Source organism: Pseudoalteromonas spongiae UST010723-006 (assembly GCF_000238255.3).
Classification (GTDB): Bacteria; Pseudomonadota; Gammaproteobacteria; order Enterobacterales; family Alteromonadaceae; genus Pseudoalteromonas; species Pseudoalteromonas spongiae.
Window position 1 is genome coordinate 980,773 of sequence record NZ_CP011039.1, and the last position, 19,845, is coordinate 1,000,617.

Genomic DNA, 19,845 nt, shown 5'->3' on the forward strand with positions numbered 1-19,845 from the left:
AGTATTTGCTTTCAAAATGTGATTAACAAAAAGTATCTCAATGGAAATATCGTCAACTTCTGGTGTTAAGGTTGCTAGAACTATGGGTAACCGACTAATAACCCCTTTTTTAGTATTTTGTCTTTTGTTTAGTGTATTGAGCGCACTTTTTGCAACCTTTGCCATTTATCAAAAACACAGTCGTTTTCAAGCTGAAGTGAGAGCGCAGGTTAAGCAGCAGACGTTAGATGCGGCCGAGAAAATCGGCGAAAAATTATCAGAGACAATGTTCCATGTTGATGAGTTTGAAAAGCAAATTACCCAGCTTGACGATAAGCGCTACGCGCCTGAATTACTTGAATATGAGTTTAAAAATAACCCGGATATTTTTTCCCTTAATGTGACTTTTCACCCGTATCAATATGATAAATATACGCGTTATTTCAGCCCTTATTATGAACGCCTAACTGGAGTAGAGCGCAAGTTTGACTTACTGGATTACGATAAACCCGACATTGAATTTAGTTGGTATCACAGGCCATTAAAAGAAGGACCAATTTGGACCGAACCCTATTATGAGCCGCAAAATAATGTATTAATGACGACCTACTCAGTGCCGTTTTATGCATCTGAATCGGCAAAAGCCAATGGCGAATACCCACTAGGTGTTATTCCATCTGATGTGTCATTGGATTACCTTACAGCGTCTTTGAGAAAGCTTAAATTAGGTTTAGGTGGTTATGGCGTTATATTCTCAACAGAACAGAACCTAATTTCTCACCCGGTTTATGCCCATGTGCGCGAATCTGAGAATAAAGCGTCGCTTGCAAGCACGGAAGAATTTAAATACCTCAAGCAAATTGAACAGTGCTTTAACCCCGAACTCGACTACTTGTTCTTTAATGGCGAAACGCTCGATAATGACGAACACTATGCAGCGTGCACGCTAATCCCACATACAAACTGGTTGTTGATTACACGAATGTCGTCAGACATGTTTGAAATCGACAAAGATTTTCGACGCCAAACTAATATAATTGCGATTAGCTGTTATGCCGCTACTTTAATTTTCATTATTCTGCTTTTGACGCGCAGACGCAAAATCAATTGGACGCAGAACAATGTTTCTATTTCAATTGTACTCATGCTGAGCAGTATAGTGGTGTTAGATTTTGCACGCAGTTTCAATGCAATAGAGGCAGCTGATACGGTTATTGTCACCTCCACGGCGCAGCGAGAAGCATTCGAAACTAGCTATAGCAACAGAATGCAACAGATGCGTGTTGATGAGCCTAACTATGTTGCGACAGGGGTTTATATAGAATCGATAGAATTCGTTAACGCTAACAATGTTCATTTAACGGGTAAAGTGTGGCAGAAATTAACGACTAAGCAGCGTGCATTTTTGAGCGCCAAAATTGGCTTTAACGAAGCGATAGAGTCATCAATTGAAGAAGATTTTCGTAAAGAGCTGAGTGATGGTTCATTACTAGTTGGCTGGCACTTTTCAATTGTTACGCGTCAGCAATTTGATTACTCAAAATACCCGTTTGATCATAAAAATATTGTGTTGCGCTTAAATGCATCTGACTTAGGCAGTAATGTGGTGCTTGTGCCTGATTTAGAGTCATACGAGCAACTAGGTAAAGCGGATAACCCTGCTGTCGCAACTGATATTGTAATGGAAGAGTGGAAACTGGTACAAAGCTACTTTAAGTACACGTTTCAAAACTATAATACAAATTTTGGTCTTGAAACGTTTACGAATCAAGATGTGAGTGCCGAGCTTAATTACAGTATTAATTTAGAGCGTGAATTTTTAGGCCCTTTTGTAACAACTTTATTACCCGTAATGGTTATGGTGTGTTTACTTTATGCATGTATTGTGAGTATGGCATACACTCCGTATGGTGATTTACGTAACAATATAACCGCTGTGGTTTTTACTATTTTACTTGCCCACTATAGTATTCGTGAACACCTACAAATAGATGAAGTAGTGTATTTTGAGATATTCTATTTCTTGCTGTACTTGCTCGCGTCGGCATTTATGCTAATTGCGCATCAATACTACAAAGCGGTAACGTCGCGAGGAGATGCTAAATTTTACAAACGTATCGCGAATATTTGGTTCTGGCCACTGCTAACTGTGATGATATTTATAACAACAATAATGACCTACTACTAAGGCAAACAAATGAAAAATGGAATTGAAAATGCGGAACAACTTGCAGGTATACCACAAGAACACTCAACTGTTTTCGCCAATGTAGCGAAAGAGACCGACACTGTGGTTGCATCACGCGCTGTTGGCATTTATGCAACTCAGCTTATCCGTGAAGGCTATGCCACTAAAGGCTATCATGTTAAAGCGAAATCGTCTGATTGGGGGCCTATGGCTGGGTTTGTTTTGGCTGATCCGTCTCTTGGTAAAAAGGGCACAGATAGCACGGCAAGGAGCTGGCAAGACGGCAAAGTAACAGAAGCGATGAACAAGTATGGCGCAATGGCGATTCCACTTTACATTAGCTCTGAACGCAAAGCGGCGTTGCCGGCACTGATGTTACGAGCGGGTAAAGCTTACCGAGAGCAGCGTATTAATGATCATATGTACACCATTACTGCTGCGTCAAAAGATGGTAAAAAGCATAACTTCGTACTTATTCAAGTAAGCCAAATCGCCCAAACGTCGCGCGCTTATAGTCCAACTAATAGTGATTGGGCTGTGTGTTATGCGCAAGATAACGAATTGGTTGCACATTGTCCTGAGGCGCGAAAGCACAGTATTACCGTCGCAACAGATCAAAACTATATTCAAGTATGTGGTTTAACTAACCCGCTTGGCTTTGGTGCCAAGGCGCCATCTAATTTTAAGGGCGTTCAAACTGGAGATTACGATCTGTGGGGCGTATTTCCGAAAAATAAGTTTTTCTCAGAGGAAGAGCGCAAAGTAGTGCAGGCAGCCACCAACGGTAAAAAAGATGGCTTTTGGCAGCGCGATGTTGATGGCAGTGACACGTTTATTCGCACGTATCAAGAATATGGACGCCAAGAAGGTGCACATACCGGAAACTTATCACTGCTGATTGAAGAAATCGCGGTGCGCGTAAATGCAGGTTGTATGAAGCTAGGCAGTGGTGGTTGGGTAATTCACCATAGCGATGAAGCAGGAAGACCTATGGTGGACGAAGTCGATTACGAAGCGGTTATTTACTTTCCAGATGGCAGAATTTGGATAATGGAAAGCGAACAAGATGTGCGTACTTTACGGGCGCAGTTAGTGCAAATGGATTATGTGCCGTTATTTAACCCTATTTGGAATTTTAAATTGGGCTTCCAGTGGATGAAGATCCTTGTTGAGTGGTTAGGAAAACACGGAAATATGAAAGGCTTCCCGTTAAAAGAATATCAAAATATTGATTTAGGATTTTAAAAAAAACGCGCTTTAAAGCGCGTTTTTTAACCAATCAATACGTTTGGCATGCCTAATACGATATTGCCGCCATGGCTTGTTGTATCACCCATTCGTGCCGCAGGGCGGCCGCTAATTAAAACGGATGTACTGCCTTTCACAATCACATCTGGTGGGCCTACGCATACCGCCATATCGCCAACTACGGCTGCGGGTAAACCGCCAATAAGCACGTTTGGCACAGAAGGGCCAGATATCGGGCCGCCAACATGGGGCACTACGCCTGTCACCATAGGGCAAACATGCATATCAGTAATTCTTGCAGCGGGTAAACCTGGCATTTAAATTCCTTGCCGGCGAGTTGGAAGTTATGTCTTAGTGTACTCGGAATTGAGTGTTAAACAAGGGTTGCGATTATGGCGGGCTATAAAAAAGGCAGCATTAATTGCTGCCTAAATGCGCTGTGATCAGCGTATTACTTTTTGATGCCTTCAATGTGAAGGTCGAAATCGATTTGACCAAAATCCATTTTATAGCCGAAGTCTTTCATTTGAATCGCTGTAGTACCTGCAAAACCAGCGCGGTAACCGCCCCAAGGATCTTTACCTTCACCGATTTTTTCTACATCGATAGTAATTTCTTTCTCAATTCCTTGTAGCGTTAAAAGACCGGTAATCGCCAGTTTACCATCACCTAAATCTTTCACTTTTGTGCTGTTAAATGTCGCTGTAGAGAATTTTTTAACATCTAAAAAGTCGCTATCGCGCAAATGCTTGTCGCGCTCTGCATGGTTTGAGTCAACGCTGGTGGTATCAATATTAACTGAAATTTTACTTGCTTCAGGTTGTTTCTCATCGTAGCTGAACTCACCTGAGAAGGTATTAAAACGGCCTGTTAACCAGCTGTAGCCTAAGTGCTTCACTTTAAAATTAATTGATGCGTGAGCGCCTTTGGTGTCAATCACATAATCTGCAGCCATTGCTGGCATTGTTAAGCTTGCCATCGTAAGAGCTGTTGCTAAAAGTGTTTTTTTCATAATTGTTTCCTTTAAATTTATACAACCTGAGCTTTGACTAGCCAAATCAGAGGTTACTTAATCATTCGGCGTAACGTGTCATCTTTATCAAAAAAGTGATGCTTTAACGCCGCTAATATATGAATACCGACAATTGCCATTAAGCTATAAGCGGCATATTGATGAATACTGCCTGCAATATCTTCTTGATTTGCAATTAACTCGCCTAAACTTGCTACTTCGAACCAGTCAAAAACAGCAATTGCGCGACCATCAGCGGTTGAGATCAAATAACCACTGGTCAAAATTATCAATAAAATCCCATACAAGGCCGTATGACCTAGTTTTGTCGCAACGCGAGTTTTAGGTGAATGGGTAGAGACGGGCTTAGGTGATACCGTAATCACTTTCCAACCAATGCGCACTAGCGTGAATGCCAGCAATATAATGCCAATACTTTTGTGCCAATGGGGCGCTGTGCGATACCATTCACTGTAATAATTCAAATCAACCATCCAAAATCCAACGCCGAATAATGCAAAAATAACAAGTGCACTAAGCCAGTGAAGTAGCTTACTAATAGTACCGAATTTAGTGTTGGAATCGAGAAGCATAATCATTTCCTTAAATAGATAGAAACACTTTAATTGAGCTTCATTTGAATGTGAATAGCTCAAAAGTGAATTCATTGTTCACTTTTGACTATTAATAGAGGTGTTTAAGTTGAAAGGGTATTAGAAAAGCGATGAGTAAAGTGCAATCACTTCGTCTTTGCGAAAGCATTGATTGTGATGATCATTAACCATGCCGCATGCCTGCATATGAGCATACACAGTGGTCGGTCCTAAAAACTTAAAGCCACGTTTTTTAAGGTCTTTCGCAAAAGCTTGCGACTCGGCAGTGGTGGCTTGGTAATCAGCTTTACTGTTGATGTTATTGACAATCGGTTTATTGTTTACAAATTGCCATTGATAGTTAGCAAAGCTACCAAACTCTTTTTGTATTGCTAAAAAGCACTGTGCATTGTTAATTGCGGCATTAATTTTTAAGCGGTTGCGAATAATGCCTTTATCTTCCATTAAGGCAAGCGCTTTTGCTTCATCAAATTGGGCAACCACAGTTGGGTCAAAGTTGGCGAACGCGTTGCGGTAGTTATCGCGTTTTTTTAATACTGTGTACCAACTCAGTCCAGCTTGCGCTGATTCTAGTGTGAGGAATTCAAACAGTGCATTATCATCAAACAAAGGCACGCCCCATTGGGTATCGTGATAGGCTACATAATCAGCTTTAGTGGTATCTAACCACTCGCATCTAAAACACATAAAAATCCCCTAGACAAATAATTGACGTCTTATTTTTTAATTTAACTTGTTGTATTTATTGAAAATAAAAATTGGCACGTTTTGTGTATCTACACCGATTAGTTAGAGTAAATTATTTGGTGTAATTATGGCGTTAGCTCAAATCATACCCCAACAATTTCAAGAGGTATACAACCCGTGTTTGATGCAGGAAAAGTACGTGGGTGAACTTAGTGAATTAAGAAAACAGGCAAGTTGGCTTAGTCATTTGGTTGATACCATGCCTGCGGGCGTCATTGTGCTTGATGGTAACGGCATGGTAGCAAAGGCCAATCAAATCGCAATTGATTTACTCGGAGAGCCGTTAGAAGGCGAGCGTTGGTTTACCATTATTCAGCGTTCTTTTGCGCCCAATGGTAGTGATGGTCACGAGGTAACGCTTCGTGATGGTCGATTAGTGAAACTTGATATTTCACCGCTCACACCTGAACCAGGTCAGTTAATTTTAATGACCGATCTTACGCAAACACGCCAATTACAGTCACGTATTGCACATATGCAGCGTTTGAGTGCGCTTGGTAAAATGGTTGCATCCTTAGCACACCAAGTAAGAACCCCGTTATCAGCGGCAATGCTATATGCCGCTAACCTGTCGTCAGAAAAATTAAACCCAACGGCGCGCAGCAATTTTCATGAAAAGTTGATGTCGCGTTTGCAAGATTTAGAAAGCCAAGTAAACGATATGCTGTTATTTGCCAAAAGTGGTGAGCAACAAGTACTTGCACCTGTGTCTATGCAAGCTTTGCTAACGGATGTAACGCATGCTTCAGAAGCAATGATTATGCGCCAACAATGCATTCTCGACCTTAAATTGCCTGAGCCTGATATTGAAATTATCGCTAATAAAGTTGCGCTGAGCAGTGCAATTAGCAATTTAGTGCACAATGCGGTGCAAGCTTGTGGCCAAGGTGGAAAAATTGAGTTAAGTGCAACGCGGTCTGAAAAATTCGCAGATCACGTCAAAATTTCGGTGAAAGATAACGGCACGGGGTTAAGTGAAACGGCTATCCAACAGATCTTTGAGCCGTTCTTCACCACTAAATCACACGGTACCGGGTTAGGTCTTGCCGTGGTTCAATCGGTTGCTAACAGCCATCAAGGGTTTGTAAAAGCAGGCAATAGTGAGCTTGGTGGGGCTGAGTTTAACTTGTACCTACCGATTATCTCTAAAACAGCATGTTAGGAGTGATTATGAACGATGCAAAAGTATTAGTCGTAGAAGATGATTCTGGTTTACGAGAAGCGTTAGTCGATACCCTAGCATTGGCTGATATTAATTGTGTTGAAGCCGACAGTGCCGAACAAGCAATTATTAAGCTTAAAGAAGGCGGTATTTCAATGGTGGTCAGTGACGTGCAAATGGGCACTATGTCAGGTATCGATTTACTTAAAAGTATTAAGCTTAACTACCCTGATTTACCTGTGTTAATGATGACAGCTTACGCGACTATTGATGATGCGGTTGAAGCGATGCGCTTAGGAGCCATTGACTACATGGCGAAACCATTCGCACCAGAAGTGTTATTAAACATGGTAAGTCGTTATTTACCAGAAAAAGAAGCCATTAAAGATGGGCCAATTGTTGAAGACCCAGCTAGTAAAGCGCTGATGCAACTTGCAGAGAAAGTGGCGAAATCTGATGCATCCGTTATGGTGCTTGGGCCAAGTGGCTCAGGTAAAGAAGTGATGGCACGTTATATTCATGATAGTTCACCGCGTGCAGAGCAGAACTTTGTTGCGATTAACTGTGCGGCGATTCCTGAAAATATGCTAGAAGCCACTTTATTTGGCTATGAAAAAGGCGCGTTTACTGGCGCTATTCAAGCATGTCCTGGTAAGTTTGAACAAGCGCAAGGTGGCACTATTTTACTCGATGAAATTACTGAGATGGATTTGAGCCTACAGGCGAAATTACTGCGTGTACTGCAAGAGCGTGAAGTGGAGCGTCTTGGCTCTCGCAAGACCATTAATTTAGATGTACGTGTGCTTGCAACGTCTAACCGCGACTTAAAAGAGGCGGTGGCGCAAGGCGTTTTTCGCGAAGATTTATATTATCGCCTTAATGTTTTTCCGCTCGAGTGGCTGCCACTTGCTGAGCGTCCAGGGGATATCGTCCCGTTGGCTGAGCATTTAATTCAGCGTCATAATAATGACATGCCGGTGCAGTTTGACGCACAAGCTAAAGAAAAATTACTTAGTTACAACTGGCCAGGTAATGTTCGCGAGCTTGAAAATGTTGTGCAGCGCGCACTGATTTTGCAAAGCCATAAAATGATTACCGCAGATGATATTTTCTTAGGCTCGGTAGCAAGCATGCAACCAACAAGCCTGTCGCCAAAGATACAGCTGACTTGTGAAGAACCTGAGCAAGTAGCACCAGACGTCGCAACTGTGCAATCAACCCAAGTAGATGATGCTCAGGGTTATAAACAAGAGCTTAAAGATAAAGAAAACTCAATTATCTTAGATATGCTTCGCGCGTGTGATGGCAAGCGTAAAGACGTTGCTGAGCGTCTTGGTATGAGCCCGCGAACACTACGTTATAAACTTGCAAAAATGCGTGAGATGGGAATTGAATTACCTGCATAAAAAATCATTGTACTGAGCACAACAGATACACCTACTTTTTAAATCGAGCCTCTGACTGGAGGCTTTATTTCTGTCTAAACTTTATCAAAGTCAAAAAAATGCCATTATAAACTCTTGATTTTAAATGTTTTATTTTTGGCATCAAGCTTGCATTAATCGTATTAAGTCAATTTTTACGGTTTGTTAGTATGAACATTTCACCAAACAATCTTTATCAAGAAATGCAGTCACTTGCGGTAGAAGCAAGTAACTTTTCTAAACCGAAACAGCCTATAGAATCTATTCAAGGTAGCTCACAGGTTGAATTTAATAATCTATTAAAAGATGCGCTCGATACGGTTAACGGTTTACAGCAAGACTCTAAAGCGAAAGCAACGGCGTTAGAAATGGGTGACCGCAATGTGTCACTGGCTGAAGTAATGATCGCATCGCAAAAATCTTCGGTGGCGTTTGAAGCAACCGTTCAAGTGCGTAATAAGCTTATTGAAGCTTATAAAGACATTATGAACATGCCTGTATAAGAAATAGTGGAGTAGGGTTGTGGCTAATACATCAACAGATTTATCAACACTAGATGCTAACGACTTAGGTGTCGGCGATGTAGGTGGTGGTAATCAAGAACAAAAATCAGGGTTTCTTGGCAGCTTAAGTGGTGTTGATGTAATGCGCCAAGTCACGCTCATTATCGCACTAACAATTTGTGTCGCAATTGCCGTATTTATCATGATTTGGGCGAAAGAGCCTGATATGCGCCCTCTTGGCAAAATGCCAATGGATGAACTGATCCAAACGCTTGAATTCTTAGACGCACAAAAAGTGGAATACAAGCTCGATGGCAATGTTGTTTCAGTACCGGTTGAAGCGTATCAAAATATTAAGTTGTTGATGGCTAAAGAGGGTCTTGAGCAAGTACCTTCATCGGGCACCGAAATTTTAATGCAAGATATGGGCTTTGGCGTGAGTCAGCGTCTAGAGCGTGAGCGTTTAAAGCACTCACGTGAGCAGCAGCTTGCACGTACTATTGAAGAGCTTAGTAAAGTAGCGCGCGCTAAAGTTCTATTAGCGATTCCAAAAGAAAATGTCTTTGCTCGCCGAGAGAAAAAGCCAAGTGCAACGGTTGTATTAACGGTAAGACGCGGTCGTACACTTGACGGTGAAGAAGTTGATTCTGTTGTAGATATGGTCGCCTCTGCGGTACAAGGGTTAGAGCCTAGCCGAGTAACGGTAACAGACCAAAATGGTCGCTTACTTAACTCGGGCTCACAAAACTCACTTACCGCGCGTTCGCGTAAAGAATATGAAATTGAACGTAAACGTGAACAAGAATACTTAGAAAAAATCGATTCAATTATGATCCCTGTTGTTGGTTTAGGTAACTATACTGCGCAGGTCGATCTAGTGATGGATTTCAGTTCAATAGAAGAAACGCAGAAGCGTTTTAACCCAGACTTACCTGCGGTACGCAGTGAAATGACACGTGAAGACACCAACATTGGTGGCCTTGCGGTGGGCATTCCTGGTGCGTTAACTAATCAACCGCCAGTTAACTCGCAAATTCCAGAACAAACAGGCGATGAATCAGCACAAAACACATTGCCAAGTAGAAACAGTAAAGAAGCAACCCGTAATTATGAACTCGATACCACCATTTCACATAAGCGTCAGCAAACCGGTGTGATCCGTCGTATCAGTGTATCGGTTGCGGTGAACTACACAAACGGTGTAGCTGAAGGTGGCGAAGCGACACGCGATCCGCGTACTCAGCAAGAATTAGCGAACATTCGCCGTTTATTGCAAGGTGGCATCGGCTTTGATATGCAGCGTGGCGATGCGTTAGAAGTCGTGACGATTCCGTTTGTACAAGAAGAATTCAGTGAAGCGATTGAGCTACCAATTTGGGAGCAACCTTGGTTCTTCAAAGTAATCAGACTAGCTTTAGGTGCCTTGGTTATTATCGTGCTTATTCTTGCAGTAGTGCGTCCAATGTTACGCAAGTTGATTAATCCAGAAGACACGACAGAGGATTATGATGACGCAAGCCTATCAGCAGGTGTAGACTTAGGTGATGATACCATTGATATGCTAAGTCAAGAATTTGACGAATCGGCAGTCGGCTTTAGCCCAGATGGTACGTTACAATTACCAGACTTACATGGTGATGAAGACTTACTGAAAGCAGTAAGAGCATTAGTGGCAAATGAGCCAGAACTTTCTTCTCAAGTAGTTAAAGCGTGGTTAACTGAAGATGACTGATCAAGATACGCAAGTAGCAGAACAAACAACAAGTAGCGGCTTTGACGTAGATAAACTTGATGGTGTAGAAAAAGCATCGATTTTATTACTGAGTTTATCTGAAGAAGATGCCGCACAGATTTTAAAGCACTTAGAACCAAAGCAAGTACAAAAAGTAGGTATGGCGATGGCGGGCTTGGATGATTTAAGCCAAGACAAAATTGCCGCAGTACACAAGCTGTTTATCGACCAAATCCAAAGCTTTAGTACTATTGGTTTCCAATCTGAAGACTTTATCAAGAAAGCGCTTACCGCAGCGCTCGGTGAAGAAAAAGCAGCGAACCTAATTGACCAAATTATCATGGGCTCAGGTGCGAAAGGGCTTGATTCACTGAAATGGATGGACTCAAAACAAGTAGCGAATATTATTCGTAATGAGCACCCGCAGATCCAAACCATTGTTTTGGCTTATTTAGAGCCAGAACAATCTGCTGAAATTATTAATCAATTCCCTGAAAAAGTGCGTCTTGATTTAACCATGCGTATTGCCAATCTTGAAGAAGTGCAACCTGCCGCACTGCAAGAATTGAATGAAATTATGGAAAAACAATTTGCAGGTCAGGCTGGTGCGCAAGCTGCTAAAATGGGTGGCTTAAAAGCAGCGGCAGATATTATGAACTACCTAGATACCAATGTTGAAGGGCAGTTGATGGATTCAATTCGTGAACATGACGAAGAAATGTCGCAGCAAATTCAAGACTTGATGTTTGTATTTGATAACTTAATTGACGTCGATGACCGTGGTATTCAGGCGATTCTACGTGAAGTACAGCAAGATGTACTAATGAAAGCAATTAAGGGCACAGACGAAGGGCTTAAAGATAAGATCCTTAAGAATATGTCTAAACGTGCGGCTGAAATGATGGCTGATGACCTTGAAGCAATGGGTCCAGTTCGCATTAGTGAAGTAGAAGCGGCACAAAAAGAAATTCTGAGCATAGCACGACGCTTGGCTGATTCAGGCGAAATTATGCTTGGCGGCGGCGGTGGTGAGGAGTTCCTCTAATTTATGAAATTAGGCAAGTACCGCTCAGGGCATAAAATCGAAAATGCTGAGGCGATAGAAACGCTGCTTGAGAATTGGCCGATCCCGGATGTTAAGGATGAAAGACGCAATCTAAGAGGCCGCTCAACGGCAATGGGCAAGTCGCTAGAAGAGCTCTATCAGAAAAAACAAGCCGAACAAGAACCCGAGCCAGAAGAAGAGTTTACGCCACTAAGCATTCAAGAAATTGAACAAATTCGACAAGAGGCGTACCAAGAGGGACACGCTGAGGGCAAAGAAGCTGGCTATCAGGAAGGTTTTGAACAAGGTAAGTTAGAAGGTGCGCAAAAAGGCTATGAAGAAGGTTTAGAGCAAGGTAAAGAAGAAGGACTTGAGCTGGCAAAACCTGAAGTCGAAGAGAAAATCGCGCAACTTACCAAGCTGTTAGATGAAATAGCCACGCCCTTTGAGCAAGTGAGTGACGAAGTTGAAAAGCAAGTTGTGATTTTAGCATCTGAGCTGGCGAAAGCGGTAGTTCATGGCGAACTTAGCATTAATGAAAAAGCTATTTTCAGCGCCATGAAAGTGGCAACTGATGCATTAAAAGGTCAACACCGTGCCCTTGAAGTGTTATTGAATCCAGAAGATTTTGAATTGGTACAACAAGCCATCCCAGCCGGACAACTCGCCGATAGAAATTGGAAGCTAGTTGTTGAGCCGAGTATTACTAAAGGTGGCCTCCATATCAATTCTGACAATTCATCAATTGATTACTCGGTAGAATTGCGCCTTAAAGAAATACTGGAGAGCTTTTTGCAAGAAGCAGGTATCGATAGTCAAAAACACGACGGTTAATTATGAGCCAAGGGCTTGCACAGCGTCTTGCTAGTTACCAATCAAAAATTAAAACTCACCGCCCAGCAGTTGCCGGCAGTTTAAAGCGTGTTGTTGGGCTTACGCTTGAAGCCGAAGGACTAAAAGCACCAGTTGGTAGCAGTTGTCAAATTGAAACCCAGCAGGGCTTAGTCGATGCTGAGGTAGTAGGCTTTAGCGGCGAGACTCTCTACTTGATGCCAAACGATGCCATTTCGGGTGTATTACCTGGGGCGCGTGTTATCCCTCAACAATCAGATGTGGGTTTACCTGTGGGTATGGGGCTGTTAGGTCGCGTTGTTGATGGATTAGGGCGACCGCTTGATGGACTTGGCCCTGTAAAAGCAGAAGCTAAATTAAAATTCGCAGCAAAACCGATTAACCCATTAGCCAGACGCCCGATTAAACAACCGATGGACGTCGGTGTTCGTGCCATTAATTCTGTACTTACCGTAGGTCAAGGCCAGCGTATGGGCTTATTTGCGGGCAGTGGTGTGGGTAAATCAGTATTACTTGGCATGATGACTCGAGGTACTAATGCCGATGTGATTGTGGTTGGTTTAGTCGGTGAGCGTGGTCGCGAAGTTAAAGAATTTATTGAAGAAATCTTAGGCGCAGAAGGGCGAGCACGTTCAGTGGTAGTCGCGGCTCCTGCGGATGCATCACCGCTGATGCGTTTAAAAGGCTGTGAAACCGCCGTAACGATTGCTGAATATTTTCGTGATCAGGGGTTAAACGTACTGTTGCTGCTGGATTCAGTAACTCGTTATGCCATGGCGCAGCGCGAAATTGCGCTAGCGGTAGGCGAACCTCCTGCAACTAAAGGTTACCCACCTTCTGTGTTTGCAAAACTTCCCGCCTTGGTTGAACGCGCGGGTAATGGTGGCGAAGGGCAAGGCAGCATTACGGCGTTTTTTACCGTGTTATCCGAAGGGGATGATATGCAAGACCCCATCGCTGATGCAGCCCGTGCGATTCTTGATGGGCACATAGTATTATCCCGCGAACTGGCCGATTCAGGGCACTATCCCGCGATTGATATTGAAAAGTCGATTAGTCGTGTTATGCCGCAAGTTATTAGCGAAGCACATTTGCAGCAAGCGCGCGTGTTAAAACAAATCTACTCACTTTACCAACAGAATAAAGATCTTATTACGCTGGGTGCTTATCAAAAAGGCAGCGACCCTATGCTTGATAAAACTATCGAAATGATGCCGGGTATAAACCACTTCTTACAACAAGGCATGACAGATGTTATTCCTTATGATGAAGGGTTAACTAGCTTGGCTCGTATTCTAGGACAAGGCTAATGGCGCGTGACCAACTAGCATTATTAATAAAGCTTGAATCTGACAAAGAAGAAAAACTGCGTCTCGATTTTGTTGGTGCGCAGCAGCACCTTGCTAATTTGCAGCGTCAATTAACGGGTATCGAGTCGTTTCGCTCAGACTATTTAGCTCAATTACAAAGTCGTGCTGCGCAAGGTGTTGGCGGTAGCTATTATAATCAGTTTCAGCAATTTATCGGTAAGTTAGATGATGCGTTAAAGCAACAACTAAACGCGATTAATACGGCAAACAAGGTGTTAAAACAGCGTGAGTCGCTGTGGTTAGCGCAAAAAGCAAAATTAGAAGCAATCCAAAAACTCAAACAGCGCAAATTAGATAAACAGCAAGCTGCGTTGGCAAAGGCAGAGCAAAAGCAGCTTGACGAGTTTGCTACCAATATATTTGTACGAAATCGAAAAACACTGGCTTAATTTTTGCTTAATTTTTAGCAAGGCATTAAAAGCGGCAATCTTTAGTTAAAGAAGAAGTGTGTTATGGCAACGATAAATTCGCAGTTAAGCATTACAAATGTTGGATTAGACTCCACGGCAACAACGAGTGAAAGCGAAAATAAAAGCGGTTTTTTAGCTGTTTTTGAATCTGTGCAAAATGAAGTGCAGGGCAAACATGCATCCGCCGATGAAGAGCAAAATAGTCGTGATGATAGTCAATTGTCGGACGAAAATGATACACCCAAGCAAATAGACGATTCAGATAATGTCACTGATGAAGGTGAACAAACTGAATCTGCCGTTGCCAATATCGATGAGTCGCATACGCAAGATGATATGTCAGTGACTCGCTCATCCGAATGTAAACAGCTCGATGATAGTGCGAATACTAGCAAAGGGGATTCTGAATCAACCCCAGTAAAATCAATGCCAGTTGAAGAAACTAAACAGGCAGATACTCAACAAGCACAAACTGAACAAACACAAAAAGCAACAAGCAACGATAGTAATGCAGCTACCTCACTGCTTGAACAACTAACTAAAAGTAAGTCTTTTGATGTGAGTATTTCGAAAGGCAGTGAAAGTACAGAGCAAGCACAAAGTGTAAAAGCGTCGGTCGATAGTGACAGTGCCGCCGAAAGCGATTCGGTGAAAGACGGTGCAACTAAGGTCAATCTCGCTCAAAACTTAGTGTCGCTTGATAATGAATTTGCCAAATTAGACAAAGAAGGCCTTGAAACACTTAAGCAATTTTTTACACAGCTCGATAAAGAAAGCGAAATACCACAGGGGCTTTCTAAACACGATCTCCGCTTAGTTATGGAGAAGTTAAACGTGGCAATTGCAAAAGCTGAGTCAAAAGCAAAAGAGCAGCCTGTCACTTTGCAATCAGTACTTACTGCACAATCAGCTAAGTCAAATACCGCGCAACAAGCGGTTGAACAAAATGCCACACCGGATGACCTTGTAACGGAAAGTGATAACGACCAAGCACAATTGCAAAGTACGTTAGCGTCACGTCCTCTTGGTGAGACTGTAGCTGTGGCAAATAAACAACAAACCATTACACGTCCAGATACACAAGTCCCACATAATGTGACTGCGGTTGCTAAAGCGGTGGCACAAGAGCAAAACGTTGATCTCGACGTACAGAAAGCTACCGTAGAGCTAATTAATCAACAGGCAACAAAACCAGCGCCTGCAAGTGTTGTGTCGTTGAGTAGTCAAGCTGCGGAAAAATTACAAGCGAGCAATGAGCAAACCAGCAGCGCTAAACAAAGTAATGTTAAGGTTGATACAACTCAGCTGGTGGATGAGCCAAATCTTGAGACAGAGGCAAGCACAGAGCAACCGCAAAGTTTTGCAAAATTGCTTAATAGTTTAAAAACAAATGCGAATACACCAGTGCTATCGCAATTAGTCTCGCACATTCAAGCGAGTCAACTACAGCAGGCTGAAGTAAGCGAAATCAACCAGCAGCACTTAGCGATGCAAACTGCACAAATGATCCAAAACACAAAAAAAACCACAGTTAGTGCTGAGCAAGCATTGCAACAACCGGTCAATATTGCCAAAAGTGATGCAGCTAAAGCATTATTTAATAAAGCAAATATGCTACTAAACTTAAACTTGAAAGAAGCCGAAATTAGATTAGACCCACCAGAATTAGGTTCGATGCAAATTCGCATTCGTTCTGATGCCGAACAAGCACAAATAAACTTTGTAGTGCAAAGTCAGCAAGCGAAAGATGTACTTGAACAATCAATGGGGCGACTAAAAGAAATGCTTGCCGAACAGGGCATTAATTTAGGTGAAAGTAGTGTATCTGAACAAGGGCAAGGTGATCAGCAAATGGCCGAGCAGTCGGGTCATTCGTCGAGCTCAGAGCGTGAGCACGAGCCTGTTAGTAATGTAAGTGAACAAATTGTCAGCAAACAGCAAGATGGAATCGATTTTTACGCATAACACTAATTGCTATTAAACGGAAATAAACGCACTATTATATAAAATAATAAATAGCAGCTACGGAAACGTCACAATGGCAGAAGAAAAAGATCTTGAAATTGAAGAAGGTGGAGAGAAAAAAGGCGGCAAAATGATGATTATCATTATTGCTGTTGTGGTATTGCTCGCTGGTGGCGGCGCCGCATTTTTCTTTTTAGGTGGCGATGACAGTGCCCCTGCAGAAACGCTTGCTGAGGAAACCGCATCTGCCGAAGGTGGCGAAGGTAAACCAAGTGGTAATAGTGCTGAAATTGGCAGCGCGTTGTACGTCGGTATGCCAAGACCATTTGTGTTTAATGTACCGGGTTCAAATAAAGACCGTTTGGTACAGATTAAAGTGCAATTGTTAGTGCGTGGCGATGTTAACGAAGAAACCGCAAAACGCCATATTCCACTGATTGAAAATACCTTATTACGCGTATTTTCAGCAAGTAATGCAGATGATTTAAGCACCACAGCTGGAAAAGAAGCACTGCGCTATAACGCATTAACCGAAGTGCAAAATGCACTGGTAGAAATTGAAGACAGTAAAGTCGTAGAACGCGTGTTGTTTACTGGCTTTGTAATGCAATAATTAGGAGTTTAGGTGAGCGATTTATTATCTCAAGACGAAATCGACGCGCTCTTACATGGCGTCGATGATGTTGATGAAGAAGAGATAGACGAAGGCGGTGATAGCGATTCGTCCGCGCTGCAATACGATTTCTCTTCTCAAGATCGTATTGTTCGTGGCCGTATGCCGACGCTGGAAATCGTTAACGAACGATTCGCTCGCCACATGCGTATATCCCTATTTAATATGATGCGCCGCACTGCAGAAGTGTCGATTAACGGCGTGCAGATGATCAAATTTGGCGAATACATTCACACTTTATTTGTTCCAACCAGTTTAAATATGGTGCGCTTTAGACCGTTAAAAGGCACCGGTCTTATTACCATGGAAGCGCGTTTAGTGTTTATTTTGGTAGATAACTTTTTTGGTGGTGATGGACGTTACCATGCCAAAATTGAAGGGCGTGAATTTACACCAACCGAACGCCGTATTGTGCAAATGCTACTTAAAATCATTTTTGAAGATTATAAAGAAGCGTGGGCACCGGTGATGGATGTGTCTTTTGAATACCTTGATTCAGAAGTGAACCCAGCAATGGCCAACATTGTAAGCCCGACAGAAGTTGTGGTAATCAGTTCGTTTCATATTGAACTGGATGGCGGCGGCGGGGATTTCCATATTGCGCTACCTTACTCAATGCTTGAGCCAATTCGTGAATTACTTGATGCCGGAGTGCAGTCAGATACAGAAGACACCGATTTACGTTGGTCTAAAGCACTGCGCGATGAAATTATGGATGTAGAAGTTGATTTGAGCACGCGTATGCTTGAAGTGGATTTAAGTCTGCAACAAATTATGGACTTAAAAGAAGGTGATATTATTCCGGTAGAAATGCCAGAACATATTACGGTATTCATTGAAGACTTGCCGACTTACCGCGCCAAAATGGGTCGTTCTCGCGATAACGTTGCGCTGCAAATTAGTGAAAAGATTAAACGCCCTGAATCTGTTAAATCAGAGCTACATGTATTTACAAAGGGCGGGAAAAAGCTCGACTCAGATGCTGAGTTGGAGCAATTGGAAGAAGATTTACATTTATCAGATGGTGTAGACCTCGACTGGTAATTAACTGAGAGAAATTTAGTATGAGCGATGATCAAGATACAATGGACGAATGGGCTGCAGCCCTAGCCGAAGCAGAAGGCGAAGACGGTGGTGATGCCGAAGTTGCTGAACTCGAAGAGCTGTCTGAAGATTCGAAAGCCGATTTAACGACTGAAGAAAAGCGTAAGCTCGATACCATTTTAGATATTCCAGTTACCATTTCGATGGAAGTGGGTCGTTCTAAAATTAGCATTCGTAACTTACTGCAATTAAACCAGGGCTCAGTGGTTGAACTTGACCGCGTAGCGGGTGAACCACTTGATGTACTCGTAAATGGTACCTTAATTGCTCACGGTGAAGTGGTTGTTGTTAACGATAAATTCGGTATTCGCTTAACAGATGTGATCAGTCAAATCGAGCGGATCAAAAAGTTACGATGAAAAAAAATATCGGTTTACTCAGTACGTTACTGATAGTACCGTTTAATCTGTTAGCGGCAGAGCCAGCTGGATTTCAACAGTTGGCTTCAATGATTATGTCGCTGCTGCTTGTGGTTGGCTGCATTGTTTTGCTTGCCGTGTTAATCAAGCGATTTAACCCACAAATGACGCCCAGTGACGAGTTTAAAGTGATTCGTTCCATCAACATTGGCAGTAAAGAACGTCTGCTGGTGGTGGAAATGGATAACAAGCATCATGTACTCGGTGTAACTTCAGGCTCTATAAACTATTTATATCAATTAGAAACGCCGTTGGCTGAGCAGCAAATGCCTGAGTTCGCCAAACAATTGGCGCATTTTATGAATCCTAAAAATAAGAAATAAAATATGAACCGGACGTGTTTCAATGTAGTGCTATTTGTGTTGTTAGTGTTATTGCCAGAGATGGTATGGGCGAATGATGCTTTGCAGGCGCTAACGGTTAAAACTAATGCGGATGGTGCGCAGGAATACTCGGTTACGCTCCAAGTTTTAATTATGATGACGGCGCTGAGTTTTATTCCAGCTGCTGTGATTATGATGACATCTTTCACCCGCATTATTGTGGTGTTGGCTATTTTGCGCCAAGCAATTGGTTTACAGCAAACGCCGTCGAGTCAGCTTTTGGTGGGTATGGCGTTGTTTATGAGCATTTTTATTATGGCGCCCATTTACAAGCAAATTGATGACCGCGCAATTCAGCCATATCTCAAAGAAGAGCTTACGTCGGTACAGGCGCTTGACCAAGCAAAAGAGCCACTTAAAGCATTTATGCTTTCGCAAACACGTATTTCAGATTTAGAAACCTTTGCCAAAATAGCCGGCTACGAACAACTCGACTCCCCAGAAGATACGCCATTTATTGTTGTTATTCCTGCATTTATCACCAGTGAATTACAAACCGCGTTTATTATTGGTTTTATGTTCTTTATTCCGTTTCTGATTGTTGATTTGGTGGTTGCCAGTGTGTTGATGGCTATGGGTATGATGATGCTATCGCCAATGATTGTGTCATTGCCATTTAAAATTATGCTGTTTGTTTTGGTTGATGGCTGGTCGTTGGTAATGGGCACGCTCGCGCGTAGTTATGGGTTAGGTACGTAGTACTGTGGCAATAACATACCCGCGAATAGGAGGCTAAATGCAACCCGAAGTTTTTGTAGAAGTACTCAGCGATGCGCTTTTTCTGGTTATTAAGTTGGTTGCAGCCATTATCGTACCAAGCTTAATTGTGGGGCTAATTGTTGCAATCTTCCAAGCTGCAACTTCAATTAACGAGCAGACCTTAAGCTTTTTACCGCGTCTTATTGTAACCTTACTTGCGCTTATTTTTGGTGCTCACTGGATCACCCAAGAATTGACTGATTACTTCCGTCAGATGGTGGAGATTATTCCGCAAATTGCTGGTTAAAATAGGCCT

21 protein-coding genes are annotated in these 19,845 nt (G+C 42.5%); 17 read left to right on the plus strand and 4 right to left on the minus strand.

Annotation, left to right across the window (positions count from 1 at the left end; genetic code table 11):
* The first annotated feature begins 40 nt into the window (after positions 1–40).
* Entirely contained in the window at positions 41–2,167 is a 2,127-nt protein-coding gene (locus PSPO_RS04620) for a PDC sensor domain-containing protein (protein WP_040642451.1), read from the plus strand.
* 9 nt (positions 2,168–2,176) lie between these two features.
* Positions 2,177–3,412, plus strand: a complete 1,236-nt coding sequence (locus PSPO_RS04625) for an anthrax toxin-like adenylyl cyclase domain-containing protein (protein ID WP_010560594.1) — start codon at positions 2,177–2,179, stop codon at positions 3,410–3,412.
* 26 nt (positions 3,413–3,438) lie between these two features.
* Here PSPO_RS04625 and PSPO_RS04630 read toward each other — a convergent pair whose 3' ends face one another.
* The 4 genes from PSPO_RS04630 to PSPO_RS04645 form a co-directional block, all read right to left on the minus strand.
* Complete coding sequence (locus tag PSPO_RS04630; protein WP_010560593.1) at positions 3,439–3,732, minus strand: PAAR domain-containing protein; 294 nt, start codon at positions 3,730–3,732, stop codon at positions 3,439–3,441.
* A gap of 134 nt (positions 3,733–3,866) precedes the next feature.
* Positions 3,867–4,427 carry a YceI family protein gene (locus PSPO_RS04635; protein ID WP_010560592.1) on the minus strand — a complete coding sequence of 187 codons (561 nt, stop codon included), beginning with the start codon at positions 4,425–4,427 and terminating at the stop codon, positions 3,867–3,869.
* A 53-nt stretch (positions 4,428–4,480) separates the two neighbouring features.
* Positions 4,481–5,020 (minus strand): cytochrome b, encoded by a 540-nt coding sequence (locus PSPO_RS04640; protein WP_010560591.1) that lies wholly within the window; start codon positions 5,018–5,020, stop codon positions 4,481–4,483.
* 120 nt (positions 5,021–5,140) lie between these two features.
* The gene (locus PSPO_RS04645) at positions 5,141–5,728 is read right to left on the minus strand and encodes a DNA-3-methyladenine glycosylase I (protein ID WP_010560590.1); all 588 of its coding nucleotides are present in this window, start codon (positions 5,726–5,728) and stop codon (positions 5,141–5,143) included.
* A 127-nt stretch (positions 5,729–5,855) separates the two neighbouring features.
* Here PSPO_RS04645 and PSPO_RS04650 point away from each other — a divergent pair, with 127 nt between their 5' ends.
* The 15 genes from PSPO_RS04650 to fliQ all read left to right on the plus strand — a co-directional run bounded on the left by PSPO_RS04650 (position 5,856) and on the right by fliQ (position 19,836).
* Positions 5,856–6,950: a sensor histidine kinase gene (locus tag PSPO_RS04650; RefSeq protein ID WP_040642454.1), complete on the plus strand. Its 1,095-nt coding sequence runs from the start codon at positions 5,856–5,858 to the stop codon at positions 6,948–6,950.
* 8 nt (positions 6,951–6,958) lie between these two features.
* Positions 6,959–8,356: a sigma-54-dependent transcriptional regulator gene (locus PSPO_RS04655; protein ID WP_010560588.1), complete on the plus strand. Its 1,398-nt coding sequence runs from the start codon at positions 6,959–6,961 to the stop codon at positions 8,354–8,356.
* A 188-nt stretch (positions 8,357–8,544) separates the two neighbouring features.
* Positions 8,545–8,877: a flagellar hook-basal body complex protein FliE gene (fliE, locus tag PSPO_RS04660; RefSeq protein ID WP_010560587.1), complete on the plus strand. Its 333-nt coding sequence runs from the start codon at positions 8,545–8,547 to the stop codon at positions 8,875–8,877.
* Positions 8,878–8,896: 19 nt separating this feature from the next.
* The gene (gene fliF / locus PSPO_RS04665) at positions 8,897–10,609 is read left to right on the plus strand and encodes a flagellar basal-body MS-ring/collar protein FliF (protein WP_010560586.1); all 1,713 of its coding nucleotides are present in this window, start codon (positions 8,897–8,899) and stop codon (positions 10,607–10,609) included.
* The gene (fliG, locus tag PSPO_RS04670) at positions 10,602–11,654 is read left to right on the plus strand and encodes a flagellar motor switch protein FliG (RefSeq protein WP_010560585.1); all 1,053 of its coding nucleotides are present in this window, start codon (positions 10,602–10,604) and stop codon (positions 11,652–11,654) included. The genes fliF and fliG overlap by 8 nt, the downstream gene beginning before the upstream one ends.
* A gap of 3 nt (positions 11,655–11,657) precedes the next feature.
* Entirely contained in the window at positions 11,658–12,488 is an 831-nt protein-coding gene (gene fliH / locus PSPO_RS04675) for a flagellar assembly protein FliH (RefSeq protein ID WP_010560584.1), read from the plus strand.
* Positions 12,489–12,490: 2 nt separating this feature from the next.
* A complete protein-coding gene (gene fliI, locus PSPO_RS04680) occupies positions 12,491–13,816 on the plus strand; it encodes a flagellar protein export ATPase FliI (protein WP_010560583.1) in 1,326 nt (441 codons plus the stop codon).
* Complete coding sequence (gene fliJ / locus PSPO_RS04685; protein ID WP_010560582.1) at positions 13,816–14,265, plus strand: flagellar export protein FliJ; 450 nt, start codon at positions 13,816–13,818, stop codon at positions 14,263–14,265. The genes fliI and fliJ overlap by 1 nt, the downstream gene beginning before the upstream one ends.
* Before the next feature lie 63 nt (positions 14,266–14,328).
* On the plus strand, positions 14,329–16,251 hold the full coding sequence (locus PSPO_RS04690; protein ID WP_010560581.1) for a flagellar hook-length control protein FliK: 1,923 nt from the start codon (positions 14,329–14,331) through the stop codon (positions 16,249–16,251).
* A 73-nt stretch (positions 16,252–16,324) separates the two neighbouring features.
* On the plus strand, positions 16,325–16,864 hold the full coding sequence (fliL, locus tag PSPO_RS04695) for a flagellar basal body-associated protein FliL (RefSeq protein ID WP_010560580.1): 540 nt from the start codon (positions 16,325–16,327) through the stop codon (positions 16,862–16,864).
* Positions 16,865–16,876: 12 nt separating this feature from the next.
* On the plus strand, positions 16,877–17,968 hold the full coding sequence (gene fliM / locus PSPO_RS04700; protein ID WP_010560579.1) for a flagellar motor switch protein FliM: 1,092 nt from the start codon (positions 16,877–16,879) through the stop codon (positions 17,966–17,968).
* Positions 17,969–17,988: 20 nt separating this feature from the next.
* Positions 17,989–18,387 carry a flagellar motor switch protein FliN gene (gene fliN, locus PSPO_RS04705; RefSeq protein WP_010560578.1) on the plus strand — a complete coding sequence of 133 codons (399 nt, stop codon included), beginning with the start codon at positions 17,989–17,991 and terminating at the stop codon, positions 18,385–18,387.
* Positions 18,384–18,770 carry a flagellar biosynthetic protein FliO gene (fliO, locus tag PSPO_RS04710; protein ID WP_010560577.1) on the plus strand — a complete coding sequence of 129 codons (387 nt, stop codon included), beginning with the start codon at positions 18,384–18,386 and terminating at the stop codon, positions 18,768–18,770. Before fliN ends, fliO begins: the two co-directional genes overlap by 4 nt.
* A gap of 60 nt (positions 18,771–18,830) precedes the next feature.
* Entirely contained in the window at positions 18,831–19,529 is a 699-nt protein-coding gene (gene fliP / locus PSPO_RS04715) for a flagellar type III secretion system pore protein FliP (protein ID WP_193437080.1), read from the plus strand.
* A 37-nt stretch (positions 19,530–19,566) separates the two neighbouring features.
* On the plus strand, positions 19,567–19,836 hold the full coding sequence (fliQ, locus tag PSPO_RS04720) for a flagellar biosynthesis protein FliQ (RefSeq protein ID WP_010560575.1): 270 nt from the start codon (positions 19,567–19,569) through the stop codon (positions 19,834–19,836).
* Positions 19,837–19,845 lie beyond the last annotated feature (9 nt).